Origin of the sequence: Pseudomonas tohonis, from assembly GCF_012767755.2 — a bacterium.
Lineage (GTDB): Bacteria > Pseudomonadota > Gammaproteobacteria > Pseudomonadales > Pseudomonadaceae > Metapseudomonas > Metapseudomonas tohonis.
This window is the reverse complement of sequence record NZ_AP023189.1, coordinates 2,029,362-2,045,126: the sequence shown is the minus strand read 5'-3', so window position 1 is coordinate 2,045,126 and position 15,765 is coordinate 2,029,362. Positions and strand designations below refer to the sequence as shown.

10 protein-coding genes and 1 pseudogene are annotated in these 15,765 nt (G+C 66.6%); 6 read left to right on the top strand and 5 right to left on the bottom strand.

All coding sequences use genetic code 11. The features are described from left to right. Positions 1-5: 5 nt before the first annotated feature. From HSX14_RS09445 to HSX14_RS09425, 5 genes are read right to left on the bottom strand one after another with little or no spacing between them, the layout of a single operon-like run. Entirely contained in the window at positions 6-641 is a 636-nt protein-coding gene (locus HSX14_RS09445) for a tetratricopeptide repeat protein (RefSeq protein ID WP_173173857.1), read from the bottom strand. Further along, positions 638-1,444 (bottom strand): SDR family oxidoreductase, encoded by an 807-nt coding sequence (locus HSX14_RS09440; protein ID WP_111262414.1) that lies wholly within the window; start codon positions 1,442-1,444, stop codon positions 638-640. The genes HSX14_RS09445 and HSX14_RS09440 overlap by 4 nt, the downstream gene beginning before the upstream one ends. Then, the gene (locus HSX14_RS09435; protein WP_173173855.1) at positions 1,431-2,114 is read right to left on the bottom strand and encodes an iron-containing redox enzyme family protein; all 684 of its coding nucleotides are present in this window, start codon (positions 2,112-2,114) and stop codon (positions 1,431-1,433) included. The genes HSX14_RS09440 and HSX14_RS09435 overlap by 14 nt, the downstream gene beginning before the upstream one ends. A gap of 8 nt (positions 2,115-2,122) precedes the next feature. Next, positions 2,123-3,589, bottom strand: coding sequence for an AMP-binding protein (locus tag HSX14_RS09430; RefSeq protein ID WP_173173852.1), 1,467 nt, complete (start codon positions 3,587-3,589; stop codon positions 2,123-2,125). Then, positions 3,579-4,253, bottom strand: a complete 675-nt coding sequence (locus tag HSX14_RS09425) for a thermostable hemolysin (protein ID WP_173173850.1) — start codon at positions 4,251-4,253, stop codon at positions 3,579-3,581. Before HSX14_RS09425 ends, HSX14_RS09430 begins: the two co-directional genes overlap by 11 nt. Positions 4,254-4,617: 364 nt before the next feature. On the opposite strand from HSX14_RS09425, the gene HSX14_RS09420 reads away from it, so the two are divergent. The 6 genes and pseudogenes from HSX14_RS09420 to HSX14_RS09400 all read left to right on the top strand — a co-directional run bounded on the left by HSX14_RS09420 (position 4,618) and on the right by HSX14_RS09400 (position 15,755). Continuing rightward, positions 4,618-8,688: a CHASE domain-containing hybrid sensor histidine kinase/response regulator gene (locus tag HSX14_RS09420; protein ID WP_228723565.1), complete on the top strand. Its 4,071-nt coding sequence runs from the start codon at positions 4,618-4,620 to the stop codon at positions 8,686-8,688. Positions 8,689-8,693: 5 nt separating this feature from the next. Next, positions 8,694-9,674, top strand: a complete 981-nt coding sequence (locus HSX14_RS09415; RefSeq protein WP_173173846.1) for a GGDEF domain-containing response regulator — start codon at positions 8,694-8,696, stop codon at positions 9,672-9,674. A gap of 399 nt (positions 9,675-10,073) precedes the next feature. After that, a pseudogene (locus HSX14_RS31565) lies at positions 10,074-10,784 on the top strand (MCP four helix bundle domain-containing protein); the annotation flags it as partial. Between the two features lie 21 nt (positions 10,785-10,805). Further along, on the top strand, positions 10,806-11,687 hold the full coding sequence (locus HSX14_RS31560; RefSeq protein WP_373874654.1) for a methyl-accepting chemotaxis protein: 882 nt from the start codon (positions 10,806-10,808) through the stop codon (positions 11,685-11,687). A gap of 131 nt (positions 11,688-11,818) precedes the next feature. Continuing rightward, positions 11,819-14,686: a hybrid sensor histidine kinase/response regulator gene (locus tag HSX14_RS09405; protein WP_173173842.1), complete on the top strand. Its 2,868-nt coding sequence runs from the start codon at positions 11,819-11,821 to the stop codon at positions 14,684-14,686. Further along, a complete protein-coding gene (locus HSX14_RS09400; protein ID WP_173173840.1) occupies positions 14,676-15,755 on the top strand; it encodes an HD-GYP domain-containing protein in 1,080 nt (359 codons plus the stop codon). Before HSX14_RS09405 ends, HSX14_RS09400 begins: the two co-directional genes overlap by 11 nt. The last annotated feature ends 10 nt before the right edge of the window (positions 15,756-15,765 follow it).

Genomic DNA, 15,765 nt, shown 5'->3' with positions numbered 1-15,765 from the left:
CAGTCCTATTTGTCCTTGAGGGTCTTGAGTAAAGCATTGATCTCCTCCCGCCGCCCCTGGTCAGCCAGCTCGCGACCAGGCCTGGGAGCGGCTTGCAGTGCGCGCTCCAGGGCCTGCCTCGACTCGGCGAAGCGGTCCTGACGGTACAGGTGATCCCCCCAGAAATACAGGCTGTCGATGCCATCGGGATTCAGGCGCAGCGCTTCCTGGAGCAGCGTCTCGGCCTTCTCGGCATCGCCGAAGCCGATGGGCCAGCCGGGAACCCGGTCATAAAGGGCGGCCAGGCTGGTGTAGGCGGAACCCTGCAGGGCCTTGGGGTCCAGCGCCATGGCCTTCTCGAGGCTGGCGCGGGCGTCCTTCACCTTGCCCAGCGCCCCGAGGCCGCCCTCGACACCGGCCCAACTGCTGGTGACGATGCCGTTCCAGATCCAGGCCTCGGCGGCGCTCGGTTGCTGGCGGGTGAAGACCTGGGTGTCGGCGGCCAGCTTGGCGAATGCCGCCGCGCGCTCCGACTCGGCCGTGCGGTACTGGATCTGCGCCCAGCGCGTCTGGATATCCGCCAGGCGCTGCTGCCCCGCATCGTCCAGGGCGAAGGCGAAGGATGAAGCGAAAAGCAGGCCGATGAGCATCAGTCGTTTCATTTGCCGATCTCCCCCGCCCCCGGGCGGCTGTGGTGACGAATCAATGGCAGTTGCTTGCGCAGGGCGCGGTCGACCAAACCCGGCAGCAGGTGGTTCAGGCGCACGAACAGCTTCTCCGGCCAGCCCAGGTAGAGCTCGCGCAGATTGCGCTCGATCGCTTCCAGCACCGCGATGGCGACGTCGCCGGGATCGTCGGTGCCGACCTTGAGGGCATCGTTGAGCGCCCGGGCGGCAGCGCCGTTCATCGCGGTGCGGGTGGCGCGCGGCGCGACATAGAGGACATCCACGGCCGTGTCCGCCAGCTCGCGGCGCAGGGCTTCCGAGAAACCGCGCAGGGCGAACTTGCTGGCGCAGTAGGCCGCATAGCCGGGGTAGCCAATCGAGCCGTAGGTGGAGCCGATGTTGGTGATCAGCGCGTGCTCCTGCCGGCGCAACAGCGGCAGCAGCAGGCGGGTCAGCTGCAAGGTCGCCTTGACGTTGAGGTCGAGCAGCTCAGCGATGCCCTCCTCGCTGGCCTGTTCGAACAGCGCGAAGTGATTGATCCCCGCTGCGTTGATCAGCAGGTTGGTCCCGCCCATCTGCCAGGCAGCGCTCAGCACGTCCTGGCGTCCGGATGCCTGGTTGAGGTCGGCCTCCTGCCAGCGCAGCTGGTTGGGGAAGCGCTGGCGCAGCGCCGCCAGGCTGCCCTCGTGGCGACTCACCGCCAGGACCTGGGCGCCCGCCTCGCACAACTGCTCGGCCAACTGCAGGCCGATGCCCCCGCTGGCGCCGGTGAGCACGGCACGGCAGTCAGACAAGCGCATGACGCACCTCGTCGCGGACGCTGGCGCGCGGCAGGCCACGGAACATGTCCGCATAGAGCCCGTAGACGACCCTGGAGGTCTTGATGACGGCCTGCTGGTCCTCCGGCTGGTCGAGGCGGTCCATCAACTGGCGGTAGGTGGCCATGTGGTCCTGGTCCAGCTCGCCGTGGGAACTCAGGTAGCTGAAGGCATTGGCGGGCAGGCCGAGGGACGTGCGGATGCTGCCGGCCGCATGGGTGGCCAGGGCGATGCTGGTGCCCTCCAGCACGTTGACCATGCCGAAGAGCCCGACCGGGTTGTGCCGCGCGATGGTGTCGTAGAGGTAGGCCACCATCAGCTCGATGGGCAGCGACGGGCTACCGTTGCGCACCTGCTCGGGGTCGCCGCCGCAGACCTCGATGTCATTGAGGATCCACTGCTCGTGGCCGTACTCCTCGTCGATGTATTCGCACACCGCCTTGCGCAGCCACTCGAGCCGGCTGGGCAGGCGCGCACCGCAGGCCATCATCAGGGGCGCCGTGTGGCGGACGTGGTAGTAGGCCTGGGTCAGGAAGGCGATGTAGCCCTCCAGGCTGACGGTTCCGCCCAGGGCATCGCGGATCACCGGGACGCCGAACAGGGTCTGGCGCTCCTCATGCGTTGCGGCTTGCAGCGAGTCGAAGAAAGACATGGTGGGCCTCATTCGTTGGCGAGTTGGTTGAGAAGGGTCTGGTAACGGACGTAGATCGCTTCGCGACGCGGCCGGCCGTTACCGGTGAGCAGGCCGTTGGCGGATGTGAAGGGTTCGGCCAGCCGCACCCAGCGGTGCACCCGGGCGTAGTCGGGCAACGCGCGGTTGCAGCGCTGCACGGCCGCCTCCAGCTGCGCGTCGGTCGTCTCCGGCGACAGCGGCCAGAGCAGCGCCAGGTTGTAGGCGAGCCCCTCCCCCTGGACGTAGGCCTGGAGGATGGTGCCGTCCTGGGTCAGCTCGGCCTCGACCCACTCCGGGTTGACGTTGCGACCGAGGCTGGTGATGAACTGGTTCTTCTTGCGGCCCAGGATGTGCAGGTAGCCATCGGCGTCGAAGTGCCCCAGGTCGCCCGTCGGCCACCAGGCGGGCTCCGGCGGCGGCTCGCCCAGGTAGCCGAGCAGGGTCGAGCCACGCACCAGCACTTCGCCATCCTCGGCCAGGCGCACCTCGACATGGGGCAGCGGACGCCCGACCGTGCCGGGCCGGTTGGCCTCCGGGCGATTGAGGCAGACCACGGACGCGCACTCGGAGAGGCCGTAGCCCTCGAACACCGGCAAGCCGATGGCCTGGGCACGCGCCAGCAGGCTCGCCGAGACCCGCGCCCCGCCCACCGCGACGAAGCGCAACGCACCGACCTGCGTGAGCCCACGCTCGATGGCCGTGACCAGGCCCAGCAGCAGTTGCGGCACGAGGATCAGGCTCTGCGCGCCACTGAGCAGGATGCAGCTCAGCAGCCGCTTGAGGTCGACGCCGCTGGCCCCACTCATGCCCAACTTGTCCAGGGGCAGCAGCGTCACCTCGGCGCCGGCGATCAGCGCCGCGTAGACGCCCAGGTTCTCGAGCAGCACGCCCAGCGGCAGCACCGCCAGGTAGCGGCTCGGCTCCGTGGAGCGACTGGCGGCTTCGAGCTCCCGCGCGACACGCAGCAGCGACTCGGCCGACAGGCATACCCCCTTGGGCGTGCCGGTGCTGCCGGAGGTGTAGGTGATCTTGGCGGTGGCCGCCGGCAGCATCGCCGGCGCGCTGACCGGGCGCTTCCAGAATCCCTCGCTGAACAGGTAGCCCAGCGCATGCAGCTCGTCGGTCAGCGCCTCGCCAGCGAGCACCAGCGGTGCCTGGCTCAATTGCAGGCAATGCGCCCGCTGGGAAGCACTGAAGAACGGCGGCAGCACGATGCAGGGGCGCTCGCTGAGCAACGCGGCCAGGTCCCACAGCAGGGCGTCGGGGCCATTGTCCAGGAGCAGCGCGATGGGCCCCTCCGGCTGCGCGCGCAGCCGCGACTCTCGCAAGGCCAGCTCATCGAGCAGTTGCGCATAGGTGTAGCGGTGTTCGATGCCCCGTATCGCGCAACGCTGCGGCTCGCGCCCGGCATGCTGTTCCAGGAGCTGGCGGAACCAGCGGGTATCAGGCCGCATTACCGTTCTCCCCCTGCAGCAGCGGGAAACCCAGGCGCTGGAAGATGCCCCGACGCTCCAGCTCGGAATGGCCGTGCTGGATGTCCCCGGCGAACACCTGCGGGCGCTGCTCGTAGTAGGTGCCCCAGTTGCTGCCCGGGTCGTCCAGGCGCTCGGCATCGGCGCGGCCCAGCACCATGGGCTCGAGCCCGAGGCGGTGGAAGCTGTTGACCAGGGTGGAGGTGCCGGTGAACGCCACCCAGCGCAGGCCTCTTGCCGCCAGGAGCCAGGTCACGGCGATGATCAGCAGCCGTGCGCCACCGGCCGACAGCGACGCGAGATTGCCGACCTCGACCAGGGCCGCCCGGGACACCTCCCCCACCCGCGGCGCCAGCGCAGCCTCCATCGGCTCATCCAGGTACTGCTCGAGGAACAGTTGCCCGGTGCTGGCCAGGCGGATGCCCACGGCAGCGTCGAGGGTGCCCCGGCCGTCGTAGAGGCCGATCATCTCCGGCAGGAAGTGCTGGATATCCGCACCATGCGCCTGCTTGAAGCCCCGCTGGACGAACAGCTCCAGCTCCGCGCGCCCCGGGTCTCCCTGCAGGTTCAGGTCCAGGAAGGCATGGCGCTCCCCCAGGCTGCCGAAGTGAAGCGGGAACAACGATTCCCATTGCGACTGGATCATGTCTGGCCCCCAACGTGCGTTTCGATGGGGGCGAGTATCCGCAGCCAATCTGAATGGAGTCTGAAGCGGGCCCGGGCACCTCGCCCGACCGCACCCGGGTCGACGGAGGGCCGGCCGCAGGCGACGTCATTCGCCGGGAAGCCAGGCAAAGGGCCATCTATAGTGAGGAGGCAACAGCGAGTCGGCGTCCTCTCCATAGAGCGAATGATGTCACCGTGATACTAGACATAAGTACGCTGGCGCCCTTGAGGAAAAAGACAGGAAAGTCAGGGCTCGATGCGCGCCGCCAAGGCCGCCTCGGCCTCCAACCGGCGTGAGACTCGAGTGGATGAAGGCAAAGTCATGGACTCACATCGCCATCTGGATGGCAGCGGTACTGCTCTCTGGCCTGCTGCTCAGCGCGCTGGTCAGCTTCCAGCAGGTCCGCTCCATCGACAACCACGTGCAGCAGGCTCTGAAGGATGAAAGCCGCGAGGTGGAGGGCGACCTCATGTCGCGCCTGCGCATCTACGAGTTCCGCCTCAGGGGCTGGCGCGGCGCCATCCACATGCTGGGCATCGACAACGTCACCCTCGACCTGTTCACCCGCTACAGCCGGGCCCGCAATCTCCAGGAAGAGTTCCCCGGGGCCCGCGGTTTCGGTTTCATCCGCCGGGTCAAGGTCAACGAGGAGGCGGACTTCCTGCGCAGGGTCAGGGCCGATGGCCAGCCGAACTTCGCCCTGCACCAGTTCGCCCCCTTCCAGGGCGAGCGCTACGTGATCCAGTACATCGATCCGCCTGAAATCAACATCGACGCCATCGGCCTGGACATCGCCTCCGAGCCCCTGCGCCGGCTCGCCGCGCAACGCTCGATGCTCAGCGGCAAGGCCACGCTCACCGCGCCCATCACCTTCATCAACGAATCCAAGGAGGCCTATCGCTCCTTCCTGTTCCTGCTGCCCGTCTACAGCACCCCGGACACCCCCGCCGACCTGCCCTCGCGCCATGAGGAAACCCTGGGCTGGAGCTACGCCCCCCTGGCGATGAGCGAGGTGATGACCGACCTCGACCTGCCCGTGGACAGCCTCCACCTGGCGATCTACGACAAGACCGACGCCCCGCAACGCAAGCTCATCTTCGAGACCCATCACGAAAGCCCGGATGGCGAGCTGGTCCAGACCTACAGCTTCGAACGCGAGGTCTACGGGCGCATCTGGCTGTTCGAAGTCAGCGCCCACGCGGCGTTCGTCGAATCCCTGGACCCCGCGCACCCCGCCAGGGTGTTCGTGATCGGGCTGCTGGCCAGCCTCCTGCTCACCGGCATGGTCGGCACCCTGCTGCTTTCACGCCAGCGCCAGCACCAGGTGATTGCCGGCCAGGCGCGGCTGGCGACCATCGTCGAGAACTCCAGCGACGCGATCATCGGCGAGGCGCTGGATGGCCGGATCATCACCTGGAACCGTGCCGCCGAGCAGATGTTCGGCTACACCGAGGCGGAGATCCTCGGCCGCCCCCTGGCCCCCCTGCTAGTCCCGCAGGAACGCCTGGCCGAGGATGAAGCGCTGCTCGAACGGGTGGCACGCGGGGAACGCGGCCCGACGCTGGAGACCCAGCGGCTGCACAAGGATGGTCGCCTGATCGATGTGACCATCACCTGCAGCCTGATCCGCGAAGCCGACAACAGCATCCTCGGCGCGGCGAAGCTGATGCACGACATCAGCGACCGCAAGCGCGCGGAGAACTACCTGCGCCAGTTCAACGCCAACCTCGAGCAACAGGTCAGCGAACGCACCGCCGAGCTCTCCCGGGTCGCAGGCCTGCTGCAGGCGGTGCTCGACGCCTCGTCCGAGGTGTCCATCATCGCCGTGGACATGCAGGGCGAGATCGTCGTCTTCAACCGGGGCGCGGAACTGCTGCTGGGCTATACCGCCGCCGAGATGATCGGCCTCCGCACCCCTCTGGACTTCCACCTGCCAGAGGAAGTCCAGGCACGCGCGGCCGAGCTCAGCCGCGAATACGGCCGCCCCATCGAGGGGATGGAGGTGTTCCGCTGCAAGCCCGACGAGCAAGGGGCGGAAACGCGCCAGTGGACCTATATCCGCAAGGACGGCTCGCAGATCCAGGTGTCCATGGTCATCACCTCCATCCGCACGGAGACCGGTGCGCTCATCGGCCACCTGGGCATCGCCCAGGACATCACCGAACGCCTGCGCAGCAGCGCCGAACTCCACGCCGCCAAAGCCTCGGCCGAAAGCGCCAACGCCGCCAAGAGCCTGTTCCTGGCGAACATGAGCCACGAGATCCGCACCCCCATGAATGCGGTCATCGGCATCGCCCACCTGCTGCAGGGCACGCGCCTGGACGAGCAGCAGCAGAACCTGCTCGGCAAGCTGCAGATCGCCGGGCGCTCCCTGCTGGGGATCATCAACGACATCCTCGACATCGCCAAGATCGAGGCCGGCGAGATGCTCCTGGAGAACAGCCCGTTCCGCCCGCGCCGGCTGTTCGGCGAGCTCGCCGAACTCTTCGCGCCCCAGGCCGAAGCCAAGGGCCTGCGGTTCGCGGTCAATGCCCGTGGGCTGCCCGAGCAACTCACAGGCGATGCATTGCGCCTCAACCAGATCCTCATGAACCTGGTCGGCAACGCCCTCAAGTTCACCGCCACCGGCGGCATCGAGGTCAACGTCGAGTGCACCCGCGAGACCGATGAGCGCTGCTGGCTCCACATCAGCGTCCAGGACACCGGCTGCGGCATCGATGCCGAGGTGATCGAACGGCTGTTCTCCCCCTTCACCCAGGCCGACACCTCCACCACCCGCCGCTTCGGCGGCACGGGGCTGGGCCTGTCGGTGGTACGCGGCCTGGCCGAGAAGATGGGCGGAACGGTCGGTGTGCGCAGCACCCTCGGGGCGGGCAGCGAATTCTGGGTACGCCTGCCGTTCAACCGGGTCCGCGACGACCAGGCCCAGTCGGAGGCCGCGTCCAGCCTGGACGTGCTGGTGGTCAGCCAGGACGAGGGCGAACGCCAGCGGCTCACCCAGCTGTGTCGTTCCCTGGGCTGGCGGGCCACCCCGCTCTTCGGCCTGGAGAACCTGCTCGAACACCTCCGCGACCGGCTCGCACGCCAACAGACGCTGGCCGATGTCCTGCTCCTCGACCACCTGGCTGGCGACGAGGTCCTGCAGGCACTGGAGCAGCTGGAGGCGTTGCTGGGGCGCGAACGCATGCCCAGCAGCGTGATGTTCTCGGCGCCCCAGGCATCGGCCACCGCCGCCGGGGACGGTGCGCGGGTGGACCACCACACCCGCACCCCGCTGGACGGCTCCGACCTCTACAACGCCGTGGCCGCCGCCAGCCTCAGGCACCCCAGCGGCCATAGCGAGAAACTGATCCACGCCACCGAGCTGGACATTACCCAGGCCCGCTGGCTGGAGGGTGTGCGGCTGCTGCTGGTGGATGACAGCGACATCAACCTGGAGGTGGCCAGCCTCATGCTCCAGCAACAGGGCGCCGAGGTGCAGACCCGCATGAACGGCCGCCAGGCGCTGGATTGCCTGCGAGCGGACCCCACCGCGTTCGACGTGGTGCTGATGGACCTGCACATGCCGGAAATGGACGGGTTCGAGGCCACCCGCCGCCTGCGCGGCGAACTCGGCCTGCAACGGCTGCCCGTGCTCGCCCTGACCGCCGGGGCGCTGCCGGAGGAGCGCCGCCAGGCGACGGCGGCCGGTATGGACGAGTTCCTCAGCAAACCCCTGGAGCCCAAGGTGCTGATCCGCGCCATCCGCCGTGCGGTCCAGCAGGCCCAGGGCGCCCCCCTGCCCATACGCGCGGTCGAGGCAGCCTGCGAGGCTCCTCGCCCCTGGCCAACGATCGAGGGCATCGACACCGGCGAAGTCGCCCAGCGCATGGGCCACGACCTGGCGCTGTTCACCTCTTCCCTGCGACGGCTTTTCAGCGAGTTCGGCGAGTTCCGCGACGAGCAAGCGACGCGGCAGCGCCTGCAGGATGACCCGGTCGGACTGACGGCGCGCCTGCACAAGCTCAGGGGCTCGGCAGGCATGCTCGGCGCCCGGCGCCTCCATCAGCTGGCGGGCGAAGCGGAGACCCTGCTGCGGGCGGACCCTGCCGCCCCTCCGCTGCCGGCGCTGCTCGGACAATTGGTGGTGGCCTACATCGCCCTCGAGCGCCAGGCAGGCGCCATCGAAGAGATCACCACGCCCCTTCCCCAGAGCGACGCGGACCAGATGGCGGCGGGCGTGGCGCTGGCCAGGCTGGTCGACCACCTGCGCGACCACGACATGGCCGCGCTGGAGCGGTTCGCCCAGGCATGCCCCGCCATCCAGGTTTCCAGCCACGCGCTGGCCGAACAAACCTGGCAGGCAATCGACAACCTGGACTTCGAACAGGCGTTGCACCTGCTCGAATCCGCAGGCCTCGTGGCCAAGGAGTGACACCCATGGACTACACACCCTCCCTGCTGATCGTGGATGACGACACCTCGGCGATCCGCATCCTCAGCAAGGCGATCGGCAGTCTCGGCAAGGTCCGCTTCGCCACCAACGGTCCCGATGCACTCCGGGCGGCACAGGAGCAAAGGCCCGACCTGGTCCTGCTGGATGCCGAAATGCCCGGCATGGGCGGCTTCGAGGTCTGTGAACGGATGAAGACCGAAATGGAACTGCGCGACGTCCCGGTCATCTTCATCACCAGCCACACCGAGGCGAGCATGGAGGAAGCGGGCCTCGCCCTGGGCGCGGTGGACTTCATCGGCAAGCCCATACGCCCCGCCATCGTCAATGCACGGGTGAAGACGCACCTGCACCTGAAGCTGGCCATGGACCGGCTCAACCTGCTGGCGCAGACCGACGGCCTGACGGGCCTGGCCAACCGTCGCTTCCTCGATCAGACCATCGAGCGCGAATGGCTGAGGACCCGCCGCAACGGGCAACCCTTCTCATTGCTGCTGATGGATATCGACTATTTCAAACGCTACAACGACCGTAACGGCCACTTGCAGGGCGACCAGTGCCTGATCGCCGTCGCCCATGCCCTGCGCGCCTGCATCAACAGGCCCGCCGACCTGGTGGCCCGCTATGGCGGTGAAGAGTTCGCCGTGCTGTTGCCCGAAACCGATCATGTCGGCGCCTGCCGCATAGCCGACCAACTGGGGGACGGTGTCAGGCACTTGAACATTCCCCACCCCGACAGCCCCCACGGGAACGTGACGGTTTCAATCGGCGTCGCCAGTTTCGATGAAGAAAGTCCCAGTTGGCCGCATTCCAGTGAAAGCAATGAAGTCGTACCGAACATCGCAAGACTTCTCGAGTTTTCGGATGCCGCCTTATATGAGGCCAAGGAAGCGGGCCGGGATTGCAGTCGCTTCAGGAACATCGAACTTGCAGCGTTGATGCCAGCGGCTGATCCGAACATCAGCTAAACCTGGCCATGTACGTAAACACGCGAGCCTTGAAGCGTCCGCCCGCTGTTGAGGTTCCCGATGCGACCCGGCTCGACGTGACCGGCAACAGGTCATGGAGCGCTGCCCGCAATCAATAACGGCAACCGGATTCCACTGCAAATTATTATCAATCATGTAACTACCCACTAAAGTCTGATACCGCCTGTCGCCAATGGAAACACAGTAAGAACAGGCGAAAATCAGATAAAAGCACTTTGCCATCAATCGCCTGCAAACAGGAACTTGCTATCGCTGTAACGACAACGGCTCATTGTCGCCTACTTGAATTAACGCACTTTTCACAAGAGGCTCGTTAAACATCCGCCCATGATCTGAAACTTCTAATCGACACCCGCCCGTGCAACGTGGGAGATCATCATGATGATTCGCTCGTTACGTGTATCCACCCGGATCAACTTCGGCTTTGCGGTTCTGGTCACCTTGCTGATGCTGGTCGGCGCCGGTTCCCTGATGCAGATGCACCAGATGCACGACAGCTCCGAAGCGGTCGATGGAAACTGGCTGCCCAGCATCGTCGCGATCAGCCATATGGACGAGGCGACTCTCCAGCTTCGAGCCTCCACGCTGCGTGCCCTCGTGACATACGACGAAGCGACCAAGGCCCGCCTCGCCACGGACGAAGCCACCCTGCAAAAAGCCCAGGACACCTACAGCAAACTGATTTCGAGCGCTGAGGAGCAGCGGCTCTTCGATCGGTATGCCGAGCACCTGCGCGGCTACCTGGAGATCCGCGGCGCAGTGATACAACACTTGGCTGCCGGTGAACGGGAAGAAGCCGAGTCAATCGTGACCACCAGGCTGAATGAATTGGGCAGTGCGCTCAGCACCGACCTCCAAGCATTGATGGACATCAACGAGGAGGGAGCGAAGCAAGCCTCCGCAGCCAGCGACTCAGCCTTCGAGCACGCCATTGCGCTAGTCGGCTTGATCCTTGCCGGGGCCGTCTGCCTGGCCGTCATCCTTGCCCTCCTCCTCTCGCGCAGCATCGTGCGGCCGCTGAACCAGGCGGTCGATGTGGCGAGCCAGGTATCCCAGGGCGACCTGAGCCGCGAGATTACGGTTGAAGGGCACGACGAGGCGACCTCCCTCATGAGCGCCCTGCGCGGCATGCAGCAGAACCTGCGGCAGACCATCAGCCTCATCGCCGACTCCTCCACCCAGCTCGCCTCGGCCTCCGAGCAACTGCATGCGGTGACCGAAGACGCCAACCGGGACCTCCTGCGGCAGAACCAGGAAATCGAGCAGGCGGCCACGGCCTGCAACCAGATGAGTGCGGCGGTGGATGGGGTGGCCCACAACGCGGCCACGACCATGGACGCCTCGCGCCAGGCCGACACCGCCACGCGCCATGGCCGCGAGCAGGTGGGTGAGACGGTGCGCTCGATCAACGCCCTGGCGACCGATGTGACCGGCAGCGCCGAGCGTGTCGAGAAGCTCGCCCGGCAGATGCAGGACGTCGGCAAGGTGCTCGACGTGATCCGCTCGATTGCCGAGCAGACCAACCTCCTGGCCCTCAACGCCGCCATCGAGGCCGCCCGTGCCGGCGAGCAGGGGCGCGGCTTCGCAGTGGTCGCCGATGAGGTTCGCCTGCTGGCACAGCGCACCCAGCAATCCACCCAGGAAATCGAGCAGATGGTGAACCAGCTGCAGCAGGAGGCCAGCGCCACCGTCGCCACGATGCAGGGCAGTTCGCGCCTGGCCCAGACAACGGTGGACCTCGCCCGGGCCGCCGATGGCAGCCTGGGCGACATCGCCCGGACCATCGCCTCGATCAACGAACAGAACGTCCAGGTGGCCAGCGCTGCCGAACAACAGGCCGCAGTGGCCCGCGAGGTCGACCGCAGCCTGGTCAACATCCGCGACCTGTCCACCCAGACCTCGGCGGGAGCCAGCCAGACCCGCGCCTCCAGCCAGGACCTGTCACGCCTGGCGGTGGAACTCAAGTCCGCCGTCGCCTCGTTCCGCCTGTGACGGATCGCAATAGCCGCCGCTGCGCTTATCTCGAGTCGTTCTGATCGCTCGGGATCGGCGCAGCCCCGGCTGGATAGCCTGGCCTAGCCTGTGGATACGGCAAAGTCCGGCGCATCGCGCAAGGAAAGGAAATGAGTGGAATCGCCCGCAAGGTCGGCCTGCGCCAGTGGATCTGGAAAGCCTTCGTGCAAAGCGCTCTGCTGCCGCTGATCCTGGTCGAAACGGTACTGATCACCTGCTACCTGCTGAGCAACCAGCAGATGCGCGACGCCCAGATCGCCTACCTGCAGCACAACGCACTCGACAGCCTGGAGGCCACGGCCAACCAGAACGCCCAGATCATCCAAAACCACCTGGCGCACATCGCGAGCAACACCGAACTGTTCGGCCACCTGGCCGAACTGGCGCTTTCCACCCCCTCCGTCGCGCCCATCGAGCAGCTCGCCACCACCGAGGATGGCGCCCGCTACAGCCCCGAGGACCTGGGGGGAGCGGCGTCGTTCTACTCCAGCCTCTCGCCCGCCGGGACGCCCAGCCAGGACAGGGCGCGACGGCTCTCGATGCTCGACCCCCTGATGAAAGAGATGAAGCGCCACCAGCCGCTGATCTCCAGCCTCTATTTCAACGCCTGGGACAGCTACAACAGGATCTACCCGTGGTTCCGCACCGACCTGCAGTACCCGCACAACATGCGCATCCCCGGCTACAACTTCTATTACCTGGCGGATGCGGCCCACAACCCGGATCGTCTGCAGCGCTGGACCGACGTCTACCTCGACCCGGCCGGCAACGGCTGGATGGCGTCCTCCATCTTCCCCGTCTACCGCGATGACTTCCTGGAGGGCGTGGTCGGGATGGACCTCACGGTGGACGGCATCCTCCAGGAGATCGGCAAGCTGCATATCGGCTGGGGCGGTTACCTGCTGCTCGTCAGCAAGGACATGAACATCCTGGCGCTGCCCCGTGCGGCGGAGCATGACTTCGACCTGCGGGAGCTGACGGGGCATACCTACCGGGAGGCGGTCCGCACCGAACGCTTCAAGCCGGACGACTTCAACCTGGAGCGGCGCCCCGATACCAGGGCGCTGGCCGGGCTGCTGGCGGCCAGTCCCAGCGGCCATGCGGAGATCACCCTGCGCGGCAAGACGCACCTGGCCGCCTGGGACGAGATCCAGCCCGCCGGGTGGCGCCTGGTCGCACTGGCGGACAAGAGCGAAGTGATGGCGGCGACGAACTCGCTGGCCGGCCACTACCAGTCGATCGGCTACCTGCTGATCGCCGGGATGATCGGCTTCTACCTGTGCTTCTTCACCTACATGTGGCTGCGGGCGAGAAGCCTGAGCGAGAAGCTGCGGGACTCGATCGACGCCATCGCCGAGATGCTGAGAAGGATCGGCAGGGGTGATTGGCACCCGAGGCGTGCGGTGTCCTCTATCCACGAACTGGACCAGATGGCCGAATCCGTGATGGTCATGGGCGAGCAGCTCAGTCTCAGCGAAATGCAGCGCAGCTCGGCCCAGCAGCGCCTGGAGCTGGTCATCGAAAGCGTCACCGCCGGGCTCTGGGAATACGACCTGGCGAGGGACCGCCTGCTCTTTCGCGGGGAGTTCTGCAAATGCTTCGGTCTGCCTGACAGCGAGCTGGGCCGGGCGGACCTGCTCTCCCGCATAGCACCCGAGGACGTCCCCAGGCTCGACGCCGCACTGCAGGGGCTGCGGATCGGCAACCTCACCCGCATCGACCTCGAGCTGCGTGTACTCGGGCCCGACGAGTCGCCCCTCTGGATGCTCTGCCGCGGCCGGATACTCCATCTGGAGCAGGAGCCGGACAGGCGTCTTGCCGCCGGCACCTTCGTGGACATCCAGGTGCTCAAGCAGGTGGAGGAAGACCTGCGTCATCGCACCCGCGAGGCCCAGGCCGCCAGCCAGGCGAAATCACGCTTCATCTCCAGCATCAGCCACGAGTTGCGCACGCCACTCAACGCCATCCATGGATTCGCACAGCTGCTGCGCATGAAGGCCACGGAGGAGCAGGCGGACACGCAGCCCCTGGACGAGATCCTGCTGGCCAGCGGACACCTGGGACAGCTGGTCGACGACCTGCTGGACTGGTCCAGCCTGCAGGCCGAGGCCCCCAGGCTCATCCTGCGCGCGGTGGAAGTCGGTGCCCTGATGCTCGAATGCTCCGAGATGATCCGCGCACAGGCGGAAACGGCGGGCCTCGACCTGCACGTGGCGTTGCCGGACGGGCCGGTATACGTCATGGCCGATGCCCGGCGCCTGCGCCAGGTGCTGATCAACCTGCTTTCCAACGGCATCAAGTACAACCGCCCTGCCGGCCTGCTGGCGATGGGCACGGAAACCATCGATGGGCGCTTGCGCCTGTATGTGGAGGATGGCGGCGAAGGCGTCGAGCCAGCCCTGCAGCAAGCGCTGTTCGAGCCCTTCCAGCGCCTGGGCAAGGAGAACACCTCCATACAGGGCACCGGGATCGGGCTGTCGCTGTGTCGCGAGCTGGCCGAACTGATGCAGGGCTGCATGGGCCTGCACAGCGAACCGGGCGTGGGCAGCCGCTTCTGGATCGAACTCATACTCGCCGCCGCGCCCGAGGAGGCGCCCAGGAAAAGCGGGCCAAGCCCGCTGAGCGTGTACTACCTCGATGACCAAGCGGCCAGCCAGCAAAGGGTGGCCCAGGCGCTTCGAGGTCTCGCCCGGGTCACGCCGTTCGAGCATGGCGACAGGCTTGCGCAAGAGCTGGAGAACGAGCTCCCGGACCTGCTTCTCATGGACTGCAAGGTGCCGGGCGCCGAGGTGACCGATCGACTGAAGACTTTCCCCGGAGGCAGCGACGTTCCCGTCATCCTGCTCAGCGAAGCACCGGACCACCGTTCCCTGCAGCATTACGCCTTCAAAGCGGTGCTGAGGAAGCCGATCGATATCCAGGAGCTGCGCGAGCTGGTCAGCTCACTGATGATTCAGGAGGAGTCAGATGTTCTCTAGCATCTCGCCGGAAACCCGCATCGTCATCATCGACGACATCCTGGCCAACCTCCGGCTCCTGGAGTCCAGCGTCAAGGCGTTCGGCCTGCGCCATGTCACCAGCTTCACCGATTCCGCAGCGGGCCTGGAATGGCTGCGGTCCAATCCATGGGACCTGCTTTTGCTCGATCTGGACATGCCGGCACCCGACGGCTTTGAAATCCTTGGCCATCTGGGTGACCGGAACCGCTCGCGCTGCCCGGTGATAATCCTCACCGCGCTGAACGACCCGGAGAACCGTCGGCGTGGCCTGGAACTGGGTGCCAACGATTACCTGACCAAGCCGGTGGACCTGCCCGAACTGCTCCTGCGGATGCGCAACTGCCTGAGCCTGTCGCACGCCACCGCCAGCCTCGAGCAGCTCAATCGAGACCTGGAGAGCAAGGTACAGGCCCGAACGGCGCAACTGCAGGAAAGCTACCGTTCGGCGATACGCGCGCTGGGCAGGGCCGCCTGCTACCGCGACAACGACACTGGCGATCACATCATGCGCATCGGGGAATCCGCCGCGATGGTGGCCGCCAAACTGGGCATGCCCGATGCCTGGTGCGAGACGATCCGGCTGGCTGCCCCGATGCATGACCTGGGCAAGATAGGCATCGGCGACGACATCCTCCTCAAGCAGGGCCCGCTGACGGCAGAGGAGCGTAGCCAGATGATGGAACATCCGGTGATCGGCTACACCATCCTGCACGAGGACCCCGGCACCGAGCTCAGCGAGATGGCCGCCGAGATCGCCTACTGCCACCACGAGAAATGGGACGGCAGCGGCTACCCACGCGGCCTGGCCGGCGAGGCCATCCCGCTCTCGGCGCGGATAGTCGCCCTCTGCGATGTCTACGATGCGCTGCGCATGGACCGCCCCTACAAGCGGGCCTGGGAGCCCGACCGCGCCCAGGCGTTCATCCGCGAGCAGGCGGGACGTCACTTCGATCCGACGCTCGTCGTCGTGATGGAGAGCTGCTTCCCCGACATCGAGGCGCTGCTGGTGGAGGAGGATGCGTACGAGGAGCGCAAGCGTGCGACCTGAACCGTGGCGC

What these genes read in the sequence shown, in the direction of transcription:
- HSX14_RS09445 (WP_173173857.1), bottom strand. Translation starts at nt 641, where the DNA reads ATGAAACGACTGATGCTCATCGGCCTGCTTTTCGCTTCATCCTTCGCC.
- HSX14_RS09440 (WP_111262414.1), bottom strand. Translation starts at nt 1,444, where the DNA reads ATGCGCTTGTCTGACTGCCGTGCCGTGCTCACCGGCGCCAGCGGGGGC.
- HSX14_RS09435 (WP_173173855.1), bottom strand. Translation starts at nt 2,114, where the DNA reads ATGTCTTTCTTCGACTCGCTGCAAGCCGCAACGCATGAGGAGCGCCAG.
- HSX14_RS09430 (WP_173173852.1), bottom strand. Translation starts at nt 3,589, where the DNA reads ATGCGGCCTGATACCCGCTGGTTCCGCCAGCTCCTGGAACAGCATGCC.
- HSX14_RS09425 (WP_173173850.1), bottom strand. Translation starts at nt 4,253, where the DNA reads ATGATCCAGTCGCAATGGGAATCGTTGTTCCCGCTTCACTTCGGCAGC.
- HSX14_RS09420 (WP_228723565.1), top strand. Translation starts at nt 4,618, where the DNA reads ATGGCAGCGGTACTGCTCTCTGGCCTGCTGCTCAGCGCGCTGGTCAGC.
- HSX14_RS09415 (WP_173173846.1), top strand. Translation starts at nt 8,694, where the DNA reads ATGGACTACACACCCTCCCTGCTGATCGTGGATGACGACACCTCGGCG.
- HSX14_RS31560 (WP_373874654.1), top strand. Translation starts at nt 10,806, where the DNA reads ATGAGCGCCCTGCGCGGCATGCAGCAGAACCTGCGGCAGACCATCAGC.
- HSX14_RS09405 (WP_173173842.1), top strand. Translation starts at nt 11,819, where the DNA reads ATGAGTGGAATCGCCCGCAAGGTCGGCCTGCGCCAGTGGATCTGGAAA.
- HSX14_RS09400 (WP_173173840.1), top strand. Translation starts at nt 14,676, where the DNA reads ATGTTCTCTAGCATCTCGCCGGAAACCCGCATCGTCATCATCGACGAC.